The organism is Streptomyces sp. NPDC045701, assembly GCF_056432045.1.
On sequence record NZ_JBWKJV010000009.1, the window covers coordinates 101,560 to 124,191 of the forward strand.

Annotated in this window: 21 protein-coding genes; 10 read left to right on the top strand and 11 right to left on the bottom strand. The window is 72.5% G+C overall.

Annotated elements, in window-relative coordinates:
- Positions 1–43: 43 nt before the first annotated feature.
- Entirely contained in the window at positions 44–1,024 is a 981-nt protein-coding gene (locus AC07DW_RS13495; RefSeq protein WP_478857791.1) for an ABC transporter substrate-binding protein, read from the bottom strand.
- 561 nt (positions 1,025–1,585) lie between these two features.
- On the opposite strand from AC07DW_RS13495, the gene AC07DW_RS13500 reads away from it, so the two are divergent.
- The 5 genes from AC07DW_RS13500 (at position 1,586) to AC07DW_RS13520 (ending at position 7,605) form a co-directional block, all read left to right on the top strand.
- A complete protein-coding gene (locus tag AC07DW_RS13500) occupies positions 1,586–2,803 on the top strand; it encodes an NAD(P)-dependent malic enzyme (protein ID WP_433114175.1) in 1,218 nt (405 codons plus the stop codon).
- A 207-nt stretch (positions 2,804–3,010) separates the two neighbouring features.
- Entirely contained in the window at positions 3,011–3,592 is a 582-nt protein-coding gene (locus AC07DW_RS13505; protein WP_478857792.1) for a phosphoesterase, read from the top strand.
- Entirely contained in the window at positions 3,589–5,145 is a 1,557-nt protein-coding gene (locus AC07DW_RS13510; protein WP_478857793.1) for an alkaline phosphatase D family protein, read from the top strand. Before AC07DW_RS13505 ends, AC07DW_RS13510 begins: the two co-directional genes overlap by 4 nt.
- An 84-nt stretch (positions 5,146–5,229) precedes the next feature.
- Positions 5,230–6,195, top strand: a complete 966-nt coding sequence (locus AC07DW_RS13515) for a zinc-binding dehydrogenase (RefSeq protein WP_478857794.1) — start codon at positions 5,230–5,232, stop codon at positions 6,193–6,195.
- A gap of 60 nt (positions 6,196–6,255) precedes the next feature.
- Positions 6,256–7,605, top strand: coding sequence for a glycoside hydrolase family 5 protein (locus AC07DW_RS13520; protein WP_478857795.1), 1,350 nt, complete (start codon positions 6,256–6,258; stop codon positions 7,603–7,605).
- A gap of 103 nt (positions 7,606–7,708) precedes the next feature.
- Here AC07DW_RS13520 and AC07DW_RS13525 read toward each other — a convergent pair whose 3' ends face one another.
- Positions 7,709–8,617 (bottom strand): hypothetical protein, encoded by a 909-nt coding sequence (locus AC07DW_RS13525; protein WP_478857796.1) that lies wholly within the window; start codon positions 8,615–8,617, stop codon positions 7,709–7,711.
- 154 nt (positions 8,618–8,771) lie between these two features.
- On the opposite strand from AC07DW_RS13525, the gene AC07DW_RS13530 reads away from it, so the two are divergent.
- Positions 8,772–8,981, top strand: coding sequence for a helix-turn-helix domain-containing protein (locus tag AC07DW_RS13530; protein WP_064068547.1), 210 nt, complete (start codon positions 8,772–8,774; stop codon positions 8,979–8,981).
- Positions 8,981–9,550 carry a Clp protease N-terminal domain-containing protein gene (locus AC07DW_RS13535; protein ID WP_478857797.1) on the top strand — a complete coding sequence of 190 codons (570 nt, stop codon included), beginning with the start codon at positions 8,981–8,983 and terminating at the stop codon, positions 9,548–9,550. The genes AC07DW_RS13530 and AC07DW_RS13535 overlap by 1 nt, the downstream gene beginning before the upstream one ends.
- A 41-nt stretch (positions 9,551–9,591) precedes the next feature.
- On the opposite strand, the gene AC07DW_RS13540 is transcribed toward AC07DW_RS13535, so the two are convergent.
- Positions 9,592–10,485: a PadR family transcriptional regulator gene (locus AC07DW_RS13540; protein WP_478857798.1), complete on the bottom strand. Its 894-nt coding sequence runs from the start codon at positions 10,483–10,485 to the stop codon at positions 9,592–9,594.
- Between the two features lies 1 nt (position 10,486).
- Positions 10,487–11,320: a DUF4097 family beta strand repeat-containing protein gene (locus tag AC07DW_RS13545; protein WP_478857799.1), complete on the bottom strand. Its 834-nt coding sequence runs from the start codon at positions 11,318–11,320 to the stop codon at positions 10,487–10,489.
- Positions 11,321–11,441: 121 nt separating this feature from the next.
- Between AC07DW_RS13545 and AC07DW_RS13550 the strand changes: the two genes are divergently transcribed.
- Positions 11,442–12,278, top strand: a complete 837-nt coding sequence (locus AC07DW_RS13550; RefSeq protein ID WP_478857800.1) for a hypothetical protein — start codon at positions 11,442–11,444, stop codon at positions 12,276–12,278.
- Here AC07DW_RS13550 and AC07DW_RS13555 read toward each other — a convergent pair whose 3' ends face one another.
- The 5 genes from AC07DW_RS13555 to AC07DW_RS13575 all read right to left on the bottom strand — a co-directional run bounded on the left by AC07DW_RS13555 (position 12,279) and on the right by AC07DW_RS13575 (position 19,300).
- Complete coding sequence (locus AC07DW_RS13555; protein ID WP_005312030.1) at positions 12,279–12,461, bottom strand: DUF6104 family protein; 183 nt, start codon at positions 12,459–12,461, stop codon at positions 12,279–12,281.
- A gap of 135 nt (positions 12,462–12,596) precedes the next feature.
- Positions 12,597–16,418 carry a multifunctional oxoglutarate decarboxylase/oxoglutarate dehydrogenase thiamine pyrophosphate-binding subunit/dihydrolipoyllysine-residue succinyltransferase subunit gene (locus tag AC07DW_RS13560; protein ID WP_478857801.1) on the bottom strand — a complete coding sequence of 1,274 codons (3,822 nt, stop codon included), beginning with the start codon at positions 16,416–16,418 and terminating at the stop codon, positions 12,597–12,599.
- Positions 16,419–16,687: 269 nt separating this feature from the next.
- Complete coding sequence (locus AC07DW_RS13565) at positions 16,688–17,770, bottom strand: HAMP domain-containing sensor histidine kinase (RefSeq protein WP_478857802.1); 1,083 nt, start codon at positions 17,768–17,770, stop codon at positions 16,688–16,690.
- Positions 17,767–18,504, bottom strand: a complete 738-nt coding sequence (locus AC07DW_RS13570; protein WP_478857803.1) for a response regulator transcription factor — start codon at positions 18,502–18,504, stop codon at positions 17,767–17,769. The genes AC07DW_RS13565 and AC07DW_RS13570 overlap by 4 nt, the downstream gene beginning before the upstream one ends.
- Positions 18,505–18,586: 82 nt before the next feature.
- The gene (locus AC07DW_RS13575) at positions 18,587–19,300 is read right to left on the bottom strand and encodes a spermidine synthase family protein (protein WP_478857804.1); all 714 of its coding nucleotides are present in this window, start codon (positions 19,298–19,300) and stop codon (positions 18,587–18,589) included.
- Between the two features lie 362 nt (positions 19,301–19,662).
- Between AC07DW_RS13575 and AC07DW_RS13580 the strand changes: the two genes are divergently transcribed.
- Complete coding sequence (locus tag AC07DW_RS13580; RefSeq protein ID WP_478857805.1) at positions 19,663–20,316, top strand: rhomboid-like protein; 654 nt, start codon at positions 19,663–19,665, stop codon at positions 20,314–20,316.
- A 72-nt stretch (positions 20,317–20,388) separates the two neighbouring features.
- Here AC07DW_RS13580 and AC07DW_RS13585 read toward each other — a convergent pair whose 3' ends face one another.
- Positions 20,389–21,021: a GNAT family N-acetyltransferase gene (locus AC07DW_RS13585; protein ID WP_478857806.1), complete on the bottom strand. Its 633-nt coding sequence runs from the start codon at positions 21,019–21,021 to the stop codon at positions 20,389–20,391.
- A 161-nt stretch (positions 21,022–21,182) separates the two neighbouring features.
- On the opposite strand from AC07DW_RS13585, the gene AC07DW_RS13590 reads away from it, so the two are divergent.
- Positions 21,183–21,731 (top strand): hypothetical protein, encoded by a 549-nt coding sequence (locus AC07DW_RS13590; RefSeq protein WP_478857807.1) that lies wholly within the window; start codon positions 21,183–21,185, stop codon positions 21,729–21,731.
- 86 nt (positions 21,732–21,817) lie between these two features.
- On the opposite strand, the gene AC07DW_RS13595 is transcribed toward AC07DW_RS13590, so the two are convergent.
- Positions 21,818–22,615, bottom strand: coding sequence for a nucleotidyltransferase domain-containing protein (locus AC07DW_RS13595; protein WP_478857808.1), 798 nt, complete (start codon positions 22,613–22,615; stop codon positions 21,818–21,820).
- Between the last annotated feature and the right edge of the window lie 17 nt (positions 22,616–22,632).

The following is a 22,632-nucleotide window of genomic DNA, read 5'->3' on the forward strand; positions in this document are numbered from 1 at the left end:
CTTTTCAGTCACGATGACTGCCTTTCACAGAGCACGGGGTGGATCACTTGCCGCCGTTGATGACGGCCTTGTCGATCGCGCTCTGCGAAGCGCCCCACTTGTCCAGGATCTTCTGGTACGAACCGTCGGCGATGATCGCGTCCAGCGCTTCCTTGATCGCGTCACGCAGCTGGGCGTTGCCCTTGTCCACGGCGATGCCGAACGGGCCCGCGTCGACCGGCTCGCCGGCCACCTCGAAGGCCTTGCCCGCGTCCGCGGTCTTCGCGACGTGCACGGCGACCGGGAAGTCGTTCAGGTCGGCGTCCGCGCCGCCCGACTTCACGCGGACCTGCGCCTCGGCGTCCGTGTCCGGGGTCTCGATGGCGATCTTGGGCTTGCCGTCCTTCACGCACTTCGCGGACTGCGCCTTGGCGGCGTCCGCGTACGTCGTGCCGAGCTGGACCGCGACCTTCTTGCCGCACAGGTCGTCGAGGGTCTTGATGCCCTTGGGGTTGCCCTTCTTGACCAGGATGGCCGTGCCGGACTGGAAGTAGTCGACGAAGTCGACGCCCTTGCCGGTCTTCTTGCCCTCGTCCAGGCCCTGCTGGCGGTCCTTGTTGTCCGTCATGCCGGACATCACGATGTCGACGCGGCCCGAGTACAGGGAGCCGACCAGACCGTCGAACTTGCCGTTCTCGAACGTGAACTTCACGCCCAGCTTCTTGCCGAGCGCCTCACCGATCTCCGGGTCGATACCGACGATCTTGTTGCCCTCCATGGACTCCATGGGGGCGTACGCGGCATCCGTGCCGACCTTGACGACGCCGGACTTCTTGTACTTCTCGGGCAGCTTCGCGAACAGCGGGGCCGTGCTGCCCTGGGAGACGGCGCCCGAGTCCTTCGCCTTGCCGGCCTCGGTCTGGTCGCCGCAGGCGGTCAGCAGCATGGAGCCGGCGACCGCGATCGCGGCGACCGCGGCTATCCGGGACGTCCGGGACGTCCCGGGCTTCGCGGCGGTCGTACAGCGGGTGGTGCTTGCGGTCATGGTCGGGTTCCTCCGGCGGGTGAGGGAGTTGCCAAAGCGGTCAAGCACGCACCATCGGGTGCTTCGACCGCGTGTGATTACGGCATCTTGCCATTCGGACTGGCCCGAACAGGGGGCCGCGCATGTCAAAATCGGATAACGGGACACCCCCGAACCCCAACAGGCCGGTACATCAAGGCCGGACCTCTTACGGGGTTGCCTTCTTCTCGCCGGAAAATCTCCGGTTGATCTCGTCATTCGGACGCGATAGCAGTCGCAAAACGGGCCGCGTACTGACTTGTCCAGAATTTCAGCTATGAGTCATGTCACCGGACCCCGGCTGTGGTCGGGGTCGAGGCTCATATGAGATACCGACTCGTCGACAGAGCGGTCCGTCCGGTAAGAAGGATCCTTACACCCCTCACCCGGGGCTCAGGGCGCGTGTGCGGCGCGCCCGACGCGTACGTACCTCCCCTGCCCGGGCGGGCCAACCACCTGGCGCAGGCACGGACGCGGTGCCCGCCCACCCCTCCTCAACCAGGAGTGGCCACCCTCGAACGAAATGACTTAAGGGGTCAACAAATGGCAGCGGAGATCGTCAATCCTCGCAGCGACAGCGACAACACCACCGAGAGTGGCGCCGACGAGCCCTTCGATCCGGCGTTCGCCCTCCACCGCGGCGGCAAGATGGCCGTGCAGGCCACGGTTCCGATCCGTGACAAGGACGACCTGTCCCTCGCGTACACGCCCGGCGTCGCGAAGGTGTGCAGCGCCATCGCCGAGCAGCCGGAGCTCGTGCACGACTACACCTGGAAGTCCCAGGTCGTCGCCGTCGTGACGGACGGTACGGCCGTGCTCGGACTCGGTGACATCGGCCCGGAGGCGTCCCTCCCGGTCATGGAGGGGAAGGCGATCCTCTTCAAGCAGTTCGGCGGCGTGGACGCGGTGCCCATCGCGCTCGCCACGACCGACACGGACGAGATCGTCGAGACCGTCGTCCGCCTCGCCCCGTCCTTCGGCGGCGTCAACCTGGAGGACATCTCGGCACCGCGGTGCTTCGAGATCGAGCGCAAGCTCCAGGAGCGGCTCGACATCCCGGTCTTCCACGACGACCAGCACGGCACGGCCGTCGTCACCCTGGCCGCCCTCCGGAACGCCGCGAAGCTCACCGGCCGGGGCCTCGGCGACCTGCGCGCCGTGATCTCCGGCGCCGGCGCGGCCGGTGTGGCCATCGCGAAGTTCCTGCTGGAGGCCGGTCTCGGTGACGTGGCGGTCGCGGACCGCAAGGGCATCGTCAGCCGGGACCGCGAGGACCTCACGCCCGTGAAGCGCGAGCTCGCCGAGCTCACCAACCGCGCCGGGCTCTCCGGCTCCCTGGAGAGCGCGCTGGCCGGCGCGGACGTCTTCATCGGCGTCTCCGGCGGTACGGTGCCGGAGCCGGCGGTCGCGTCGATGGCGCCGGGCGCCTTCGTGTTCGCGATGGCCAACCCGAACCCGGAGGTCCACCCCGACGTCGCGCACAAGTACGCGGCCGTCGTGGCCACCGGCCGGTCGGACTACCCGAACCAGATCAACAACGTGCTCGCCTTCCCCGGCATCTTCGCCGGCGCCCTCCAGGTGCGGGCCTCCCGCATCACCGAGGGCATGAAGATCGCGGCCGCCAACGCGCTGGCGGACGTCGTCGGTGACCAGCTGGCCGCCGACTACGTGATCCCGTCGCCGTTCGACGAGCGCGTCGCCCCGGCGGTCACCGCCGCCGTCGCCGCCGCCGCGCGCGCGGAGGGTGTCGCCCGCCGCTGACGCCGGCCGGGCCCCGCCTCCAAGGGCCCCGTTCCGATCCCCACGGGGAGCGGGACGGGGCCCTTCGGCGTCCCGGCCTTGGACTTTCCGCAGCGATCCTTGGACCGCCCGTCCGGTGTTCGCCACAACTCTTCCGGAGGTTCACGCGGGGCTGCTGTGATGCGCGCGCACCCACCCCGCGCAACGACAGCAGACAGGAGGCGCCGCGTGAACCTGGTCGTCAACGGAGACGCCGAGAGCGGTCCCGGAGGTACCGCCGAACCCGTCGGAACGGTCACCGGCTGGCGGGTCGTACAGGGCGCGCCCGCCCTCGTCGCGTACACCCTCGGCGGCGGCTACCCCACCGCCGCCGACCCGGGCCCCGCCCGGCGCGGGAGCCGGTTCTTCTCCGGAGGCACCTCGCCCCGCACCGCCCTCCTCCAGGACGTCGCCCTGCCCGCCACCGGCACCACCGGCCACGCGGCCGTCGACGCCGGCCAGGTGCGGTACGCGGTGAGCGCCTGGCTCGGCGGCTACGCCTCCCAGGAGGACGGCGCCCGGCTGTCGGTGGAGTTCAGGGACGGCCGGGGCACCCCGGTCGCGCTCAGCGTCCTGGGGCCGGTGACGGCGGCGGAGCGCCGGGGCCGCACCGGGCTGCTGGAGCGCACCGCCGGGTCGCTCGTACCGCCCGGCGCCCGTACCGCGCGGGTGCTCCTCGTCCTCACCCGCACCGGCGGCGGCACGTCGAACGACGGCTACGCGGACGGGATCACGCTCACGCTCACCGCGGCCACGGGGGTACGGACATGACGCTCGACCGACGCAACCTGCTCAAGGCCGCCGGAGCGGCCGGGGCGCTGAACGTGGTGTGGCCGCTCAGCGCCGGCCTGTCGCCCGCGCGGGCCCGCGAGGCCGCCGAGGCGCTCGGCGCCGACTACGACCCGGCGCCCTTCACCCTCGGGGTCGCCTCCGGGGACCCGCAGCCCACCGGCGTGGTGCTGTGGACGCGCCTCGCGCCCGAGCCGCTCGCCGCCGAGCAGCCGCTGCCCGAGGTCGTCGAGGTCGGCTGGGTGGTGGCGGAGGACCCGGCGCTCGGCCGGGTCGTGGCCCGCGGCACGGCGCCCGCCTCGGCGACGCTCGGCCACAGCGTCCACGTACCCGTGGGCGGGCTGGCCGCGGGGCGCCACTACTGGTACGCCTTCACCGCGCTGGGCAGGACCAGCCGGATCGGCCGTACGAAGACCGCCCCGGTCGGCGCCGTGTCCCGGGTGCGCTTCGCCGCCGCCAACTGCCAGGCGTTCCACGACGGCTACTACGCCGCCCACCGGGGCATCGCCCGCGAGGACGTCGACTTCGTGGTGCACCTGGGCGACTACATCTACGAGCACGGCCCGGTCGGCGGCGACCACGTCCGGGACCACGAGGGGCCCGCCGTGCTCACGCTCGCCGACTACCGCCGCCGCCACGCCCTCTACAAGGGCGACGCCTCCCTGCGCGAGGCGCACGCCGCGCACCCCTGGTTCCTCACCTGGGACGACCACGAGGTCGCCAACGACTACAGCGGTACGGGCGGCGGGGCGCCGTTCCTCCAGCGGCGGGCGGCGGCGTACCAGGCCTGGTACGAGAACATGCCGCACCGGGACGCCTCGGCCACCTCCGCGCTGCCCGACCCGGAGATCCACCGCGTCCGCCGCTGGGGCGACCTGCTGGAGCTGACCGTCCTCGACCTGCGCTCCCACCGCTCCGCCCAGAACCTGGCGAACGGCACCATCCTGGGCGACGGCCAGAAGTCCTGGCTCAAGGGGACCATCGACCGGGCGCCCGACTCCTGGCACGTGTGGGCCAACTCGATCATGCTCAGCCAGCTGCGGAGCCGGCCGGGCGGCTCGTACATGTTCACCGACCAGTGGGACGGCTTCCTCGCCGAGCGCAAGGAGGTCCTGAACCACGTCCACACCAGCGGCCTGGAAGACCTCGTCGTCATCACCGGCGACTGGCACTCGGCGTTCGTCGACGACATCCGCACCGACTTCGACGACGCGTCCTCACCGCTCGTCGGCACGGAGTTCACGGCCCACTCGGTGACCTCGGGCGCGTACTCCGCCGACTGGAACGCGGCCAACGGCCCCCTCATGGGCAAGGCCAACCCCCACCTGAAGTACTTCGAGGGCAACCGGTACGGCTACGACGTGTACGAGGTCACGCCGGAACGATTCAGCGCGCACATGCGGGTCATCGCCGACCGCCGCGACCCCGTCTCCCCCGTCACCACGCTCACCACTTTCCACGTGGACCGGGGCAGGCCCGGCTCGTACGAGGACCCGGCGACGAGGAACAGCCCGGCCCAGTGGCGCCGCGACTGAGACGGGGCCGGGCGGGGGGGGCTGACGTACGTCACACCGGTGCGCGGTTCCGCCGCGCACCGGTGCCGCCCTAACCTCGGGGTCATGTTCGCTGCCTACGCCGCCCGAATCGACCGCGACCAGCCCCTGAACGGCCTGGAGCTGGGCGAACGCCCCGCTCCCGAGGTACGACCCGGCTGGACCACCGTCACCGTCAAGGCCGCTTCCCTCAACCACCACGACCTGTGGTCGCTGCGGGGGGTCGGGCTCGGCGAGGACAAGCTCCCGATGATCCTCGGCTGCGACGCCGCCGGCCTCGACGAGGACGGCAACGAAGTGGTCGTCCACTCCGTCATCGGCCAGACCGGCCACGGTGTCGGGCCGGACGAGCCCCGCTCCATCCTGACCGAGCGCTACCAGGGCACGTTCGCCGAGAAGGTCGCCGTCCCCGCCTGGAACGTGCTGCCGAAGCCGAAGGAGCTGTCCTTCGCGGAGGCCGCCTGCCTGCCGACCGCGTGGCTGACCGCGTACCGCATGCTCTTCACCAACGCGGGCGTACGCCCCGGCGACTCGGTCCTGGTGCAGGGCGCGGGCGGCGGGGTCGCCACGGCCGCGATCGTCCTCGGCAGGGCGGCCGGCCTGCGGGTCTTCGCCACCAGCCGCGACGAGGCCAAGCGCAAGCGGGCGGTCGAGCTCGGGGCGCTGGAGGCGTACGAGCCGGGCGCCCGGCTGCCGCAGCGGGTGGACGCGGTGATCGAGACCGTCGGCGCGGCCACCTGGTCGCACTCGGTCAAGTCGCTGCGGCCCGGCGGCACGCTGGTGATCTCCGGCGCGACGAGCGGTGACCGGCCCTCGCACGCCGAGCTGACCCGCATCTTCTTCCTGGAGCTGAGGGTCGTCGGCTCGACGATGGGCTCCAAGGACGAGCTGGAGGACCTGCTCGCGTTCTGCGCGGCGACCGGGGTGCGGCCGGTCATCGACGAGGTGCTGCCGCTGGACCGGGCGCGGGAGGGCTTCGAGAAGATGGCGGCCGGCGACCTCTTCGGGAAGATTGTCCTCACCACCTCTTGATGGACCGTCAGGCCCGCTGATGGGATTTCCGGCACTGTCCACCGTGCCGGAGGTCCCGTCATGCGCACCCTCGCACTCGTACTCTCCGCCCTGCTGGCGTTCGCCCCCACCGGGCCGCCCGCCCACGCGGGCACCCCGGACATCCCCCGCCTCACCGACGACCGCGGCAGGGTCCTGACGCTGCGCGGCTGGAACGTCGAGGACAAGACGCACCGCGGTGAGGCGGCGCTGTCCGCCGTCACCGAGAAGCACTTCCGCGACATGCGCGCCCAGGGCTTCGACTTCGCCCGGCTGCTGGTCTTCTGGGACGACCTGGAGCCCGTGCGCGGCCGGTACAGCGAGCGCTACCTCCGCAGGATCGAGCGCGTCCTGGACTGGGCGCACACGTACGACATGCACGTGGTGATCGACGCCCACCAGGACGTCTTCGGTCCCGCCTTCGGTCACCGGGGCGTCCCCGAGTGGGCCACCCGCACCGACGGCCTGCCGTTCACCCCGCACCCGGACGACTGGTTCGCCGAGTACTTCGAACCGGCCGTACAGCGGGCCTTCACCCACCTCTACGAGGACGAGGACCTGCGGCGCGCACAGGCCCGCATGTGGCGGGTCCTCGCCACCCGCTTCGCGCACCACCCGGCGGTGCTCGGCTACGACCTCATCAACGAGCCGATGGGCGAGCTGCGCGAGGGCGAGGACCTCGCCACGGCCGCGCGCAGGATCGAGCGCGACCACCTCACGGCCATGTACAACCGCCTCGCGGACGCGGTCCGCTCGGCCGACGGCGACAACTGGCTGTTCGTCGAGCCGACCCCGATCGTGGGGGAGGGCGTCCCGACGGGCCTGGGGCGGATCGAGGACCACAAGGTCGTCTACGCCCCCCACTTCTACAACGCGGCGATGGAGGCGGGCGCGGACTACGACCCCTCGGCCGGCTGGATCGAGGCGTACGAGGCGGCGGTGACGGCGTACCCGGAGAAGTACCGCGTGCCGGTCGTGGTGGGGGAGTGGGGCCCGCTGAACAACTCCCTGCCCAACATGGGCCGCTTCTACCGCGAGGCGCTGGCCTCCCTGAACCGCTACAGCTCGGGCTGGGCGGGCTACGTGTGGTGCTACGGGGGCGGCTACTGCGCGGTGGACGGCTCGGGCGCCTGGCGCGCCAACAAGGAGCAGACGGCCGCCCCCTACGCGGAGGCGGTCGCGGGCCGGGTGGTCGAGCAGGGCCCGTCCCGGCTCGTCTACGTCGCGGGACGCGGCGGCGCCACGGTGCTCTCCCTGCCGCCGCACCCCGACGGCTGGCGCGTGACGGTACGCGGCCGGGCCCGGCTGGTCCCGAGCCCGGCCGGCCGGGCAGTGGTCCACGCCGTCCCGGGGGCGACGGTCACCGTGACGGTGACCCCGGATCCCCGCTGAACACCGGCGGGCCCGGGCAGGGTCCGCGCCCGCCGAACGCCCCGGCCCGGGTCCCGCGCTCCTGCGGAGCGGCGACCCGGGCCGGGAGGTCCAGCGGCGGGGCTCAGCCCCGGTTGAGGTGGACGGCGACGGTCTCGGAGACGGTCACCTGCCGGTCGTAGTCGGGGTCCGTCGCCGTGGCCCGGGCCTCGACCTCGACGTCACCGCGCTGGAAGGGCACGTCCCCGGAGGGGGTGGCCGCCGCGGTCCACGCGACGGGCGTACCCGGCGTGCACGCCACGGAGGTGGCGTACGAGCCCCGGATGATCCTCCGCTTCTTCACCTGCGTGACGTCGCCCGCGACGTCCACCCGCACCGGCTTGTCGCAGCTCACGGTCCCGTGCAGGACCGCCTTGCCGTTCAGCGTGTTCGCCGTGCCGTCGAGCGCGACGGCGAGGCCCAGGCCGAGTTCGGCCGGCGGTGCGGGGTTGCTGACGTGGATCTCGCCGCGGGCGGCGGTGGCGCCGCCCTCGCAGTGCTGCTCGAAGGTGGCGTCGAGCGTCTTGACGTACCCCTGCGGGCCGAACTCCAGTGCCGCGATGGTGAAGCTGCCGGTCAGGGTGTTGCAGCCGCGCCCGTTGCCGCTCAGGGAGAGCCCGGGGCCGGCGTCGTTGAACGGGTGGCGGGTGACGTCGGTGTACGTCCCCGTCGTCAGGGGCCTGTCGGCCGGCGCGGAGAAGTCCAGGTGCCACCAGTCGCCGTTGACGCCGTCGACGGCGACCGAGACGACCCGGTTGTCCGTGGAACCGGTGATGCTCATGCGGTCCTGCGACGCGGTGGAGTAGGCGTAGGACGCGCCGTTGCTGATCCAGTCGCCCTCGTCGCCGGAGAAGGCGAAGGTGCCCTCGGTGACCGGCAGGGCGTGGGCGGCGGGACCGGCGACGAGGCCGGTCGTCCCGGTCGCCATGGCGAGGGCCAGGGCGAGTACGGCGGTGGCGCGGGCGACGACGCGCCCAGGTGCTCCCAGTCTCATGGGTGTCCCCCCTCAAGAGATGTTGGCGTGAGGAGTCTGTCAACCGGAGTGACGGGAGACAACGCTGTTTCAGGAGTGCTTCGTTGATCTTTCAGCCAAAGCCGCGTGTCAACTCCAGTTGACGCGCGAGGTGGTGTCAACGTAAGTTGACGTCATGACCGAAGCGACCGATCTGGCCGCACGTGCGGGCGACCGCGATCCCCGGGTGGGATTGCGGGCCGTGGCCGCGCTGCGGCGGCTGCTGGAGCAGCTGGAAGCCGTACAAGTCCGCAGCGCCCGGGCCCAGGGCTGGTCCTGGCAGGAGATCGCCGCCGAGCTGGGCGTCAGCCGGCAGGCCGTGCACAAGAAGTACGGGAGGCGTTGATGTTCGAGCGATTCACCGAGGCGGCCCGGAGGGTGGTCAAGGGAGCCGCCGCCCACGCGGAACGGGCGGGTGACGACTCCGTCACCGAGGAGCACCTGCTGCTGGCCCTGCTCGACCTGGAGGGCACCAGGGCGGCGGACGCGTTCGACGCGCTCGGCGTCACCGGCCGGCGCCACAGCGTGGAGTCCGCCCTCGCCGAGGCGCGGCGGCGCGGCGGCCTGACGCGGGCGGACACGGAAGCACTGGCGGACATCGGCATCGACGTGACGGAGATCGTCTCCAAGGTCGAGGCGGCCCACGGCACGGGCGCCCTGGCGGGCGGCCGGAAGCCGAAACGCCGCTGGACCGGCCACCGCCCCTTCACCGGCCCGGCGAAGGGCACGCTGGAGCGGTCCCTCCGGGTCGCCCTGGGCCGGGGCGACCGGTACATCGGCGACGAGCACCTGCTCCTGGCCCTCGCGGCCCGACCGGGCGTGGTCGCCGACGTCCTCGCCGACCACGGGGCGACGTACACCGCGCTGGAGCGGGCTATGCCCGGCTCGCACGGAGGCGGGGCGAAGGCGGGCTGACGCCGCCCCGGGGCGGGGCGGCTCCCCACCGGCCGGGGCGGTCAGCCCGCCGGTTTCCTCAGAAGCGCGACGATGTGGGCGGCGGCGGTGGAGAGGTGGCGGCGGGCCTCGGCGAGCTGGGGGCCCGTCACGCCGTGGTCGCGGGCCGCGTCGCGGACGTCGTCGCGGAAGCGCTCCAGCAGGCGCTCCAGATCGCGGGCCGGGTCGGCGGACGGGGTCTCGTCCCGGGCCCACTCGGGGGTGTCGGCCGGGCCGGGCCGCGTGGACGAGGGAGCCGTCGGGGCCGTACCGCCGCCGAGCAGCGTGCCCAGCCGGCCGGCCAGGTCGGCCAGCCCTTCGCCCCGCATCACGTGGTCCTGCACCTGCTGGGCCATGCGGAGCATCTCCTGGCGCGCCTTCTCCTGCGCCTCCTTGGCCTGCCGGCGCGCCGACTGCGCGTCCTCGCGGGCGCGCCGCGACTCGTCCTTGGCCCGCCGCGCCTGCTCCTTCCACTCCTGCTTGGCCCGGCGCCACGTGGCCCATTCGTCGCCCTCGGGCGGCGAGGTGCGCCGGGACTCGCCCGCCGCCGCCCGCATCTCGCGGCGCAGCGTGCCGGCCGCGCCGCGCACGTCGTCGCGGATCTCGGCGGCGAGCTCGGACACCGAGTCGCGGATCTCCAGCTCCAGGTCGGCGAGTTCACCGCCGCGGTCGGCGAGCTCCGCGCGGCCGGCCTCGGTGATCGAGTACACCTTGCGGCCGCCCTCGGTGGCGTGCGTTACCAGGCCCTCGGCCTCCAGCTTGGCCAGGCGCGGGTAGACGGTGCCGGCGGAGGGCGCGTACAGGCCGTGGAAGCGCTCCTCCAGGAGGCGGATCACCTCGTAGCCGTGGCGCGGTGCCTCGTCGAGGAGTTTGAGCAGGTAGAGGCGGAGCCGGCCGTGGGCGAAGACGGGGGACATGTCAGAGCACCTTTCCGGTGGGGGCTTCCTCCGGCCGTCGGAGCAGCGCGATGGACCCGGAGACCGTGGTGGCCCTCAGCGTGCCCCTGCCCTCGCCGAGGGTGCCGGTGATCTTCTTGGCGCCCCACTGGCCGGTGACCCGCAGGTCGTCGAAGGCGTTGGAGACGGCGCCGCCGACGGTGTTGGCCTCGACCTGGGCGTTTGCCGGGTGCGGCAGCCGGATGGCGACCTCGCCCGAGACGGTGGTGAGCCGGATGTCGGCGGGCTCCTCGGCGGGGTCGAGGTCGAGGACCATGTCGCCGCTGATCGATTCGGCGCGTACGGAGGTGCCTGCGCCGTCGACGACGGTCAGGTCGCCCGACACGGACTTGAACCGCAGGTCCCCGGTGAGCGCCTGCGCCTCCACGCTGCCCGAGACGGTGTCGGCGCGCACCTCGCCGGAGAGCCCGACGAGCGTGGTGTCGCCGGTGACGCCGCGTACGTCCGTACGCCCCCGGATGCCGGAGACCACGGCCCCGGCGCCGATCACGCCGACCTCGACGCGGGCGCCGGCCGGGACGGCGAGCGACACGACGGCGCTGCGGTGCCGGCCCTTGGCGTCGAGCCAGGCGAGCAGCCCCTGCCAGGGCAGGTCCTCGTAGCCGATCGTCAGGGTGGGGCCCTCGCGGGTCACGATCAGCGGCGGGCCGTCGATCTCGGAGATCTCCAGCCGGGCCGGCCCCTCGTCGGTGCCCACCACGTTCACGGTCCCGTTGACGAGGCGCACGTTCAGCGCCGTCACGGGCTCGTCGTCGAGGGTCAGTTTCGTCGGCTCGGTGACGGACCACTCCGGCATGGGGCCTCCCTGGGACGGGACACGATACGCAACATATCGTGTCTTCTGAGAGACACGATATATCGCGGCCTCGGGAAGTCAAGCGCCCCGGAACCGGACAAATTGCCCTAGCGTAAGGCCCATGAACGCGACATCCCCGGGCGCGCTGCTGTTCTGCCGGGCCGATACGGCGTCCGTACGGGCACCGGCCCTGCTGCTGCGCGAGCGTCTGCTCCTCACCCCGGCGGGGCCCGACTGGACCCTGCTCGTCCCCGAGGGCGCCCCCTGGCGCGACGGCGCCGAACCCGTCGACCGGGTCGTCGCGGGCTGGGCAGGTGCCCTGGCGATCGGCGTGCCCCGGCCGGTGGTGGCCCTGTGGTGGGACGCGGACCGCGCCGGGTGCGTCCTCGCGACCGGCTTCCGCCGCCCCGTCGCCTACACCTGGCTGGCGGACGGCACCCCGGCCGGCGAGGACGAGGCCATGCACACCTTCGCCGCCCGCCTCGGGCTCGACCCCGTCCTCGACGCCCGGGACCTCGATCCCCTCACCCGCCCCGACCAGCACGCCGACGCCCCGGCCCGCCTGCGGGGCCTCACGGCGGTCCTGACCCGGCACGGCCTCACCCTCCCGCCGGGCCTCGCGCCCGGCGAACCGGCCACCCGCCTGTGGGCGACCGCCGAGGTCCAGGGCGCGGAACCGGTCGCGTGGCAGGGCCGGCTCGACGCCGTACGCGCCGAACCGGACGCCGTCGAGGAAGGCCCTCTCGGCCCCTGGCTCCGCGGCCCCCGCGCCCGCGCGCTCGCCACGGCCCGGCTGGCCGCGGGCCTCCCCCTGCTGGTCTGGGCGGTCGGCCGCCGCAGCCCCGGCTGGGCGGCCACCGCCGCGCTGCTGATCGCCCGGGGCGCGCTGGGCCTCGCCCACGACCGCCTGCGCACTCCGGCCGCCCTCGGCGCCGGGAGCGCCCCGGCCGGACGGTGACTACTCCTCGTCGTCCTCGTCGTCGAGCCGGGCCAGCCAGGTGGCCAGCCGCTCGACGGGCACCTCGAAGTCGGGGTTGAGGTCGACGAACGTACGCAGCTGCTCGGCGAGCCACTCGAAGGTGACCTCCTCCTCGCCGCGCCGCTTCTCCAGCTCCTCGATGCCACGGTCGGTGAAGTACAAGACGTGCTCCTGATGCCTGCTCGGTGTTCCCCCCAGGGTAGGACGTCCCCCGGCCCGCCCACCCCGCCCGGGTACGCCGGAGGGCCCGGCCCCGCGTGGTGCGGGGACGGGCCCTCCGGTTCAAAGGGGTGCCGGTCAGGCGTCGAAGACCTCGTTGACCAGCTGTGCCTGCTCGGCCTCGTGGCGCTTCTTCGAACCCACCGCCGGGGACGAGCCGTGCGGCCGCGAGATGCGGCGCAGGCGCTCGCCGTGCGGGATGTCGGCACCGACCGCCAGGTCGAGGTGGTCGATCAGGTTGAGCGCGATGAACGGCCAGGCACCCTGGTTCGCCGGCTCCTCCTGGGCCCACAGGTACTTCTCGGCGTTCGGGTACTTGGAGATCTCGGCCTGGAGCTCCGCACCAGGCAGCGGGTAGAGACGCTCCAGGCGGATGATCGCCGTGTCCGAGACGCCGCGCTTGACCCGCTCGGCGTCCAGGTCGTAGTAGACCTTGCCGGAGCAGAAGACGACCTTGCGGACCGCGTTCGCGTCCACCGACTCGTCACCGATCACCGGGCGGAAGCCGCCGGTGGTGAACTCCTCCGCCTTCGACGCGGCGGCCTTCAGGCGCAGCATCGACTTCGGGGTGAAGACGACCAGCGGCTTGTGGTGCGGGTTGTGCACCTGCCACCGCAGGAGGTGGAAGTAGTTCGACGGCAGGGTCGGCATGGCGACCGTCATGTTGTTCTGCGCGCAGAGCTGGAGGAAGCGCTCCGGGCGGGCCGAGGAGTGGTCCGGGCCCTGGCCCTCGTAGCCGTGCGGCAGCAGCAGCGTGACGCCGGAGGTCTGGCCCCACTTCTGCTCGGCCGAGGAGATGAACTCGTCCACGACGGTCTGCGCGCCGTTGACGAAGTCACCGAACTGGGCCTCCCACATCACCAGGGCGTCCGGGCGGGCCAGCGAGTAGCCGTACTCGAAGCCCATCGCCGCGTACTCGCTGAGCAGCGAGTCGTAGACGTTGTAGCGGGCCTGGTCCTCGGAGAGGTACTGGAGCGGGGTGTGGTCCTCGCCGGTCTCCTGGTCCACCAGCACCGCGTGACGCTGGCCGAAGGTGCCGCGGCGGGTGTCCTGGCCGGCGAGCCGGACCGGGGTGCCCTCCATCAGCAGCGAACCGATGGCGAGGGTCTCGCCCATGCCCCAGTCGATCGTGCCGTCGTCGATGGAGGCGGCGCGGCGCTGGAGCTGCGGCATCAGGCGCGGGTGCACCTTGACCCGGTCGGGGATGTTCACCTGCGACTCGGCGATCCGCTTCACGACCTCCTGGGAGACCGCGGTGGTGACGGCGACCGGGAACTCGGCCTGCGGCTCCGGGCTGTGCGCCGTGCCGGGCTGCGAGGTGGCCTCGCGGACCTCCGCGAACACCTTCTCCAACTGGCCCTGGAAGTCCTGGAGCGCCTGCTCCGCCTCTTCCAGCGTGATGTCGCCGCGGCCGATCAGCGACTCGGTGTACAGCTTGCGCACCGAGCGCTTCTTGTCGATGAGGCTGTACATCTGCGGGTTGGTGAACTGCGGGTTGTCGCCCTCGTTGTGGCCGCGGCGGCGGTAGCAGATGAGGTCGATCACGACGTCCTTGTTGAACGTCTGGCGGAACTCGAAGGCGAGCCGCGCCACGCGGACCACGGCCTCCGGGTCGTCGCCGTTCACGTGGAAGATCGGCGCCTCGATCATGCGGGCCACGTCGGTCGCGTACATCGAGGAGCGCGACGACTCCGGGGCGGCGGTGAAGCCGACCTGGTTGTTGATGACGATGTGGACCGTGCCGCCGGTGCGGTAGCCGCGCAGCTGCGACATGTTGAGCGTCTCGGCGACGACGCCCTGACCGGCGAAGGCCGCGTCACCGTGCAGGGCGACGGGCAGGACGGTGAAGTCCGTGCCGCCCTTGTTGATGACGTCCTGCTTGGCGCGGACGACGCCCTCCAGGACCGGGTCGACCGCCTCCAGGTGCGAGGGGTTGGCGACCAGCGAGACCTTGATCTGCTCGCCGTCCAGGCCGGTGAAGGTGCCCTCGGCGCCCAGGTGGTACTTCACGTCGCCGGAGCCGTGCATCGACTTCGGGTCGAGGTTGCCCTCGAACTCGCGGAAGATCTGCGCGTACGACTTGCCGACGATGTTCGCCAGGACGTTGAGCCGGCCGCGGTGGGCCATGCCGATGACGACCTCGTCGAGGCGGGACTCGGCGGCCGAGTCGATGACCGCGTCCAGCAGCGGGATGACGGACTCGCCGCCCTCCAGCGAGAACCGCTTCTGGCCGACGTACTTGGTCTGCAGGAACGTCTCGAACGCCTCGGCGGCGTTGAGGCGGCGCAGGATGCGCAGCTGCTCCTCGCGCTCGGGCTTGGAGTGCGGGCGCTCGACGCGGTCCTGGATCCACTTGCGCTGCTTGGGGTCCTGGATGTGCATGAACTCGATGCCGGTGGTGCGGCAGTACGAGTCGCGCAGCACGCCGAGGATGTCGCGCAGCTTCATCATGGACTTGCCGCCGAAGCCGCCGACCGCGAACTCCCGCTCCAGGTCCCAGAGCGTCAGGCCGTGCTCGGTGATGTCCAGGTCGGGGTGCTTGCGCTGGCGGTACTCCAGCGGGTCGGTGTCGGCCATGACGTGGCCGCGGACCCGGTAGGAGTGGATGAGCTCGAAGACGCGCGCGGCCTTGGTGACGTCGTCGTCGTGCGACGCGTCGATGTCCTTGAGCCAGCGGACCGGCTCGTAGGGGATGCGCAGCGACTCGAAGACGTCGTCGTAGAAGCCGTCCTCGCCGAGGAGGAGGTTCGCGACGATGCGGAGGAACTCGCCCGACGCGGCACCCTGGATGACCCGGTGGTCGTACGTCGAGGTGAGGGTCATCACCTTGGAGATGCCCAGCTTGTTCAGGGTGTCCTGCGACGTGCCCTGGAACTCGGCCGGGTAGTCCATCGAACCGACGCCCATGATGACCGACTGACCGGGCATCAGGCGCGGCACGGAGTGGACGGTGCCCAGGCCGCCGGGGTTGGTCAGCGAGACGGTGACGCCGGTGAAGTCGTCCATCGTCAGCTTGTTGTTGCGGGCGCGGCGGACGATGTCCTCGTACGCCTGCCAGAACTCGAAGAAGCCGAGCGTCTCGGCCTTCTTGATGCCCGCGACGACCAGCTGCCGGTCGCCGTTCGGCTTGACCAGGTCGATCGCCAGGCCGAAGTTGACGTGCTCCGGCTTGACCAGGACGGGCTTGCCGTCCTTCTCGCCGTACGAGTAGTTCATCGACGGCATGGCCTTGATGGCCTGCACCATGGCGTACCCGATGAGGTGCGTGAAGGAGATCTTCCCGCCGCGGGCGCGCTTGAGGTGGTTGTTGATGACGATGCGGTTGTCGAACAGCAGCTTCACCGGGACGGCGCGGACCGAGGTGGCGGTCGGCAGCTCCAGGGAGGCGTTCATGTTCTTGGCGACCGCGGCGGCCGGGCCGCGCAGCGGCACGTACTCGGGGCCGGCGGGGGCCTCGGTGGCGGGCGCGGCCTTGGCGGCCGGCTTGGCGGCGGGCGCGGGCTGCGGGGCCGGGGCGGCGGCCTGAGCCGGAGCGGCGGCGGGCGCGGGCTTCGCGGCGGGAGCAGCGGCCTGTGCGGGTGCCGCTGCTGCCGGCTGCGCCGGGGTGGCCGGGGCCGGAGCCTGCGGAGCCGGGGCCTGGGGGGCGGCGGTGCCCGCAGCCCCCGCGGCCACGGCACCCTCACCCGCGGGCTTGTCCGCCGAGCCGGACGAGGAGCCCGGCTTGTAGTCGGCGAAGAAGTCCCACCAGGCACGGTCGACCGAATTCGGGTCCTGGAGGTACTGCTGGTAGATCTCGTCGACGAGCCACTCATTGGCACCGAACGCGGCGGCAGGGTTCGAAGGACCCTGCCCGTCTTGGTCGGTCGAGATACTCGAGTTACTGGGGGACTGAGACGACACGGCGGCAACCGCCCTCTTCCGCTTCACAAGGTGATGGACAGCGGAAATAAAGGCTACGCCTCCCCGGCCGGGACGTGCAGGCCGGGCAGGCCATCGTCGCGTAGATCACATCCGGAGAGGTGTTTCGGCGCTGGAAATGGCGGGAAACAAGCATGGTTGCCCTGTGAATGGGTACACGAACGCGCGGCTGTGGCCACCAGGGGCGCGCAGCCTCGACCACGTCCTGCACAGGTATACGCAGAACGCGCGCTTCCGGTTCGAACCCTACGTCAACCGCGCGGCTGCGGGATCCCTGGAAGAGTGACCTGAATCCGGCATCCACGTGCGGATTCGGCCACTCCGATGCGCCCGCCGTGCAGATCGACCGCCCACCGGGCGATCGCCAGGCCCAGGCCCGTACCGCCGTCGCTGTCCGGGCCGTGCGGCGAGGACACACCGCCCCGGTTGAACCGCTCGAAGACCTTGTGCCGCTCCGACTCCGGGATGCCCGGCCCCTCGTCCACCACTTCCAGGTCCAGCGACTCCGGCTGCCGCCCGCGCCGGGCCCGTACCGTCACGCGGCCGTGCGGCGGCGAGTGCTTCACCGCGTTGTCGATCAGGTTCGCCACCACCTGGTGCAGCCGCTCGCTGTCGGCGTGGGCGGTCAGCTCGGGCGGCGACACGTCCAGGTGCAGATGCACGTCCGTACGCGTGTGACTGCCCGAGCCGGAGCTCAGGCCGCGCTGCGCGGCGGCCAGGTTGGCTTCCTTGAGCACGCCCGACAGGTACGGCCACACCTCGAAACGGCGCGACCGGAGCGGTACGACACCGTTGTCCAGACGTGACAGATCCAACAGCGTCTCCACCAGCCGGCCCAGCCGCTCGGTCTGCTTCAGGGCGGTGCGCATCGTCTCCGGATCGGCGGCCGAGACCCCGTCCACCACGTTCTCCAGCACCGCGCGCAGCGCCGCGATCGGCGTGCGCAGCTCGTGCGAGACGTTGGCCACCAGCTCCTTGCGGTGCCGGTCCACCGCCTCCAGGTCGTCCGCCATGCGGTTGATGGTGGAGGCCAGGTCGCCCAGCTCGTCCCGGCGGTCGGCGCCGCGCACCCGGCGGGTGTAGTCGCCGTGCGAGATGGACTTCGCCACCGTGTTCATCTCGTCCAGCGGTGCGGTCAGGCCGTGCGCCACGAACTGGGTGATCAACAGCGTCGCGATCACCGAGAAGACGGTGATGAAGCGCAGCTCGGTCTCCGTCCGCAGGGCCACCATCAGCAGCCCGGTCGTGATGAAGACCGAGACGACGACGAGTGTGCACAGTTTGGTCTTGATCGAGACCGAGACCGAACGCAGCCGGGACCGGAGCGATGTCATGGGGCAGGCGTCTCCAGCGCGTAACCGACACCGTGGACGGTGCGGATCCGCTCGGCGCCGATCTTGCGGCGCAGCGCCTTGATGTGGCTGTCCACGGTGCGGGTGCCCGACGCGTCCGCCCAGTCCCAGACCTCCGCGAGGAGCTGCTCGCGGGAGAGGACCGCGCGGGGCGTGTTCGCCAGGCAGACCAGCAGGTCGAACTCGGTCGGCGTGAGGTGGACGTCCTCGCCCCTGACCCGGACCCGCCGCTGCGCGTGGTCGACCTCCAGCTCGCCGAGCCGGAGGATGCCGCTGCGCGGCGTGACGGCGGCCAGCGCCGCCCGCTCGACGCGCCGCAGCAGGACGTGCACCCGGGCCGCGAGCTCCCGCATCGAGAACGGCTTGGTCATGTAGTCGTCGGCGCCGACCCCGAGGCCGACCAGCATGTCGGTCTCGTCGTCGCGCGCCGTCAGCATCAGCACCGGCACCGGCCGCTGGGCCTGCACCCGGCGGCACACCTCCAGGCCGTCGAAGCCCGGCAGCATGATGTCGAGCACCATCAGGTCCGGCTGCCACGCCTCGGCGGCGTCCACGGCCGCCGGGCCGTCGGTGGCCGTCTGCACCAGGAAGCCCTCGGCCCGCAACCGGGCGGAGATGGCCTCGACGATGGTGGTGTCGTCCTCGACGACCAGCACGCGGCGCTGTGTACCCGGCGCTGCCGCCGTGCCGGTTTGGCTGGTGTGTGTCTGCTCCATCGCCCCGCCCCTGTCGCGTCCTGCGCGAGCGTGTAGATCCGTGTGTTCGGTCAGCAGCGTAAAGGCACCGACCGCGTCCCGGCTACGCAGGGCGAACGGCGAGGTGGACGACGTCCGGTACGCCCCGGGCAACCGGCACCTCTTCGGTTCTTACCCCGCTGAACCCGGCATTCCGCAATGACTCTTCGAAATCGGCGGACGGCCGGGCGGACCAGACGGCGAGCACTCCGCCGGGGTTCAGCCGGGCCGCGCAGGCCGCCAGACCGGCGGGCGAGTAGAGGCCGTCGTTGTCCTCCGTGACGGTCCAGCCGGGGCCGTTGTCGATGTCCAGGCAGAGGGCGTCGAAGGTGTCGGGGGAGCTGCGGACGTACTCGACCAGGTCCGCCCGGACCAGCACCGTTCGGGGGTCGGCGAGGGCCTCGCCGGAGATCCGGGCGAGCGGCCCCCGGCGGTGCCAGTCGATGATCGCCTCCTCGCGCTCCACGACCGCGATGCGGCCCCAGGCGGGCTCGGCGGCCGCGTGCGCGAGCGAGAACCCGACGCCGAGCCCCCCGACGAGGACGGCGGGGTGCGGGCGGGCCCCGAGCGCCCGCAGGGCGGCCTCGACCAGCAGCCGCTCGGACCGGCCGTCGGAGGTGTCCATCAGGAAGGTGCCGTTGGCGATGATCTCGAAGTCCTCCCCGCGCCGGCGCAGCACCACCTCGCCGTACGGACCCTCGCGGCGGTCGAGCGTCTCGGGTGCGGGTGCGGTCGTGGGGGTGGTGAGGGGCGTGGTCACGGGAGTCGTCGCAGCCATGATCCTCAGCGTAGCGAGGGGCGCGGGGCGGGCGGCGGCCGTTGGCCGGCTTCCGCCACGGCGGCCGGGAGCACCCCGCCGGGGACCGGCACGACGGCTCCGGCCCGGGTCCGGCACCTCCCGGCGGGCGGGAGGGCGCGGACCGGGGGGGTGTGATCCATGTCATGGACGGGGGCGCACATGATCGCGCCGGCCGGGGCAAGAGGTGACCCGGGGGCGTTGTGCGTGTGGTTCGTCGGTGAGGAAGGGGCGGGACGGTGCTCCAGCTCCGGACGCGTGGGACGGATGGCGGCGTCGAGTCGCTGCGGGTCGTTCCCGGCCCGCGAACGGCCCCTGAGGCGGCCCCCGCCGCCGTCGCGACCGTGCGCGCGAGCACCGCGGCGACCCGCGCCCCCGGCCGGCTGAGGCGTGCGGGGCGGTTGCTGCCCACACCGGCCGGCACACCTTTCACCTTCGGCTACACCCTGCTTTTGGTGGCCACGTCGCTGTTCGCCGAGTACGGCGACCCCGGCACCGTCGCCGGTCTGCTGCACGCCTCCAGCACCGACGTCGCCCACCTCTTCCGGACGCCGCTGCTGGTGCTGGTCGCCAGCGCGCTGTGGGTGGCGGGCGGCCTGTTCTCGGCCTGCGCGGTCGGGTTCGTCCTCGTCCTCACGGCGCTGGAACGCCGCATCGGCGCGTGGCGGACGGCGGCCGTGTTCCTGGTGGGGCACGTGGTGGCGACGCTCGCCACGGAGGTCCCGGTGGGGCTGTCCGTACTGGCCGGGCACCTGCCGGACACGTCGCTGCACCGGCTGGACTACGGCATCAGCTTCGGGCTGCTGGCGTCCGTCGGGGCGCTGGCGGGGCTGCTCGCCCCGGTGGCGCGCGGCATGGTGCTGGTCTGGGTGTCGGTGATGCTGCTCCAGGACCTGGTGGCGTTCGAGGATCCGCTCACCAACTGGGGCCACCCGCTCGCGCTGCTGATCGGCGTCGGTTTCTGGCCGCTGCTGCGCCGGGTCCGGTGGGGCTCCTAGAGCGTCCGGGTACTCAGCGGCGTCCGCCCGCCGGGCGTCGCGGGGCCGGGGCCGGCGCCTCGCGGACGCTCCTCAGGACCGGACGATCCCGGTCAGCGGTCCTTGGTACCGCCACCCCAGCGCCGTGTAGAGCGCCCTGCCCCGGGTGGTCGCGCCGAGGATGCCCGTGGTGGCGCCCGCCTCGGCGCCGACCGCCTCCAGTGTCCGCATCACGACGCGGCCGAGGCCCCGCCGCCGGTGGGCCGGGTGCGTCTCGACCTGGTCCACCACCGCCGTGGCGCCGGTCGCCGCGATCTGCCCGCGGGCGGCGAGCGTCCCGTCGGGGGCCAGAATCCGGACGCGGACGACCCCGTCGGCGCCGGCGACCTCCCTCGCGTACCCCTCCGGGAGCGCGGGGGCGGCGGTGGCGCGGAGCGCGGTGAACATCATGAAGCCGGGGTCGTCCGGCACGGTCCAGCCGGGCGTGATCCAGTGGGTCACGTCCTCCGGCTCGGCCAGCACCTTGAGCCAGGCGCCCGGGACCGTGATGTCCTCGCAGAGCTTGCGCACGGACACCTCGTCGGGCCGGGGCAGGACGTGCCGGAACACGTGGTGCGGCAGGCCGACGTCGATGCGGTGGCCCCACGGCTCCTCGACGGGAGGCGGGGTGCCACGGGAGACGGCCCAACCCCGGACCCAGGCGGATGTAATGGCTGAAGAGTCCATAGGGCCATTACATCGTGGACGGGTGTGTGACGCCAGAGGGTTTCTGTCCGTCAAATGCTGACAAAAGGTGCGTAGTTGGGCACTCCTTGTTTCACTGTCGCCGAGGTCGCCGTACGGCGCCCGGCGTGGATCGCAGCGCACACAAGGAGACAGAACACAGCATGAGAATTCCGAGCAGCACCCTGAGGCGGCTGGCCGTCCCGGCCCTGGTCGCGGGACTCGCCCTCCCGCTCGCCGGCGCGACGCCGGCCGGCTCCGCCGCGGCGGGCGCCACGGTCACCCGCTACAGCGGCACCGTGACGCTCAACGCGCGCGGCGGTGTGGAGAACCGGGTCGGCTTCACCGCCAACGCGGCCCGCGAGCTGGTGGTCCGTGACGCCTCGGGCCTGAAGGTGGGCCCGGGGTGCCGGCGGGCGGGCACCGACGGCACGACCGCCGTCTGCGGTTCCCTGGCCGCCGTCACGCGCGTGCGGGCCATGGTCCGCGACGGCGACGACGTCGTACGGGTCGATGTGGCCGAGGCCAGCACGATCGACGCCGGAAACGGCCGGGACCTGGTGCGGACCGGCGCGGCGAACGACACCATCAACGTCCGGGACGGCGAGGGCGGCGACCGGGTGGAGAGCTGCGGCGGCGGCACTCACGACACCTTCTTCGCGGACGCCGCCGACGCCGTGCCCATGACCTGCGAGAACCGCTTCTTCGAGTAGGCCCGGCCCCGGTGGGCCCGTTCGGTCCGGGGCTGCGGCGCCCGCCCTGTGCGGCCGCCGCCCCCGGGCCGAGGCGTGCCGCCGGTTCAGGGGCGTGGCGCCTTCACGCCGTGCACCGACCGGTACTCGGCGGCCAGCCATGGCCCCAGGTCGTCCACGAGCGGGCCCAGCGCCGCCGCGTCGGCGCCCTCGGGGTGGCGTCCCACCGCCACGGCCGTCCGCATCAGCTCCGCCCGCCGCGGGTAGTACCCGGCGAACGCCTCCGCCATCTCGTCCAGATCGCTCGTCCAGTCGCCCCAGCGCGGCATCACCAGCGTGAAGCCGGTACGCACCAGACGCCGCCCCACCCGCCGGCCCAGTAGGACGCGTTCCCGGCCCGTCGGGGCTTCTGCCAGCCGGCGCCGCCAGCGCGGCAGAAGCAGATCCAGGTCGCCGTTGGTCTCGCGGGCCAGCAGCGAGGTGGGCCGGTAGTCCGGCAGCCGCCCGGCGAGGTCCTCGCCCAGCAGGGGAGTGCACAGGCAGGCGACGAGGAATCCCAGGTCGTACCGCTCCGGCTCGCTCAGCGCCGTACCGGCGCCGACCAGCAGGGCCCCGACGCCGTCGATCTGCGGGAAGGCGCCGTCCAGTTCGGCCTCCAGCTCCGCGACCGCCGCCCGGTCGGCGTCCGCCGGTTCCTCGCGCAGGACCACCAGCAGGTCGAGGTCGGAGACACCCGCCCTGGCGGTGCCGCGCGGAATGCTGCCGTACAGGTAGGCGCTGTGGAGTCGTGCGGGGCCGAAGGTCTCCCCGATCCGCACCCGCGCGGTGGCCACCACCGGGGCGAACTCCTCGGAGACGCGGTCGAGCGAGCCTTCGCGGGCGAGGGTTCCGTCGTCGTTCAGCACCCGCCCACTGTGCCCCT

Coding starts and splice junctions, on each gene's coding strand:
- AC07DW_RS13495 (WP_478857791.1), bottom strand. CDS start 1,024: ATGACCGCAAGCACCACCCGCTGTACGACCGCCGCGAAGCCCGGGACG.
- AC07DW_RS13500 (WP_433114175.1), top strand. CDS start 1,586: ATGGCAGCGGAGATCGTCAATCCTCGCAGCGACAGCGACAACACCACC.
- AC07DW_RS13510 (WP_478857793.1), top strand. CDS start 3,589: ATGACGCTCGACCGACGCAACCTGCTCAAGGCCGCCGGAGCGGCCGGG.
- AC07DW_RS13515 (WP_478857794.1), top strand. CDS start 5,230: ATGTTCGCTGCCTACGCCGCCCGAATCGACCGCGACCAGCCCCTGAAC.
- AC07DW_RS13520 (WP_478857795.1), top strand. CDS start 6,256: ATGCGCACCCTCGCACTCGTACTCTCCGCCCTGCTGGCGTTCGCCCCC.
- AC07DW_RS13525 (WP_478857796.1), bottom strand. CDS start 8,617: ATGAGACTGGGAGCACCTGGGCGCGTCGTCGCCCGCGCCACCGCCGTA.
- AC07DW_RS13530 (WP_064068547.1), top strand. CDS start 8,772: ATGACCGAAGCGACCGATCTGGCCGCACGTGCGGGCGACCGCGATCCC.
- AC07DW_RS13535 (WP_478857797.1), top strand. CDS start 8,981: ATGTTCGAGCGATTCACCGAGGCGGCCCGGAGGGTGGTCAAGGGAGCC.
- AC07DW_RS13540 (WP_478857798.1), bottom strand. CDS start 10,485: ATGTCCCCCGTCTTCGCCCACGGCCGGCTCCGCCTCTACCTGCTCAAA.
- AC07DW_RS13545 (WP_478857799.1), bottom strand. CDS start 11,320: ATGCCGGAGTGGTCCGTCACCGAGCCGACGAAACTGACCCTCGACGAC.
- AC07DW_RS13550 (WP_478857800.1), top strand. CDS start 11,442: ATGAACGCGACATCCCCGGGCGCGCTGCTGTTCTGCCGGGCCGATACG.
- AC07DW_RS13565 (WP_478857802.1), bottom strand. CDS start 17,770: ATGACATCGCTCCGGTCCCGGCTGCGTTCGGTCTCGGTCTCGATCAAG.
- AC07DW_RS13570 (WP_478857803.1), bottom strand. CDS start 18,504: ATGGAGCAGACACACACCAGCCAAACCGGCACGGCGGCAGCGCCGGGT.
- AC07DW_RS13575 (WP_478857804.1), bottom strand. CDS start 19,300: ATGGCTGCGACGACTCCCGTGACCACGCCCCTCACCACCCCCACGACC.
- AC07DW_RS13585 (WP_478857806.1), bottom strand. CDS start 21,021: ATGGACTCTTCAGCCATTACATCCGCCTGGGTCCGGGGTTGGGCCGTC.
- AC07DW_RS13590 (WP_478857807.1), top strand. CDS start 21,183: ATGAGAATTCCGAGCAGCACCCTGAGGCGGCTGGCCGTCCCGGCCCTG.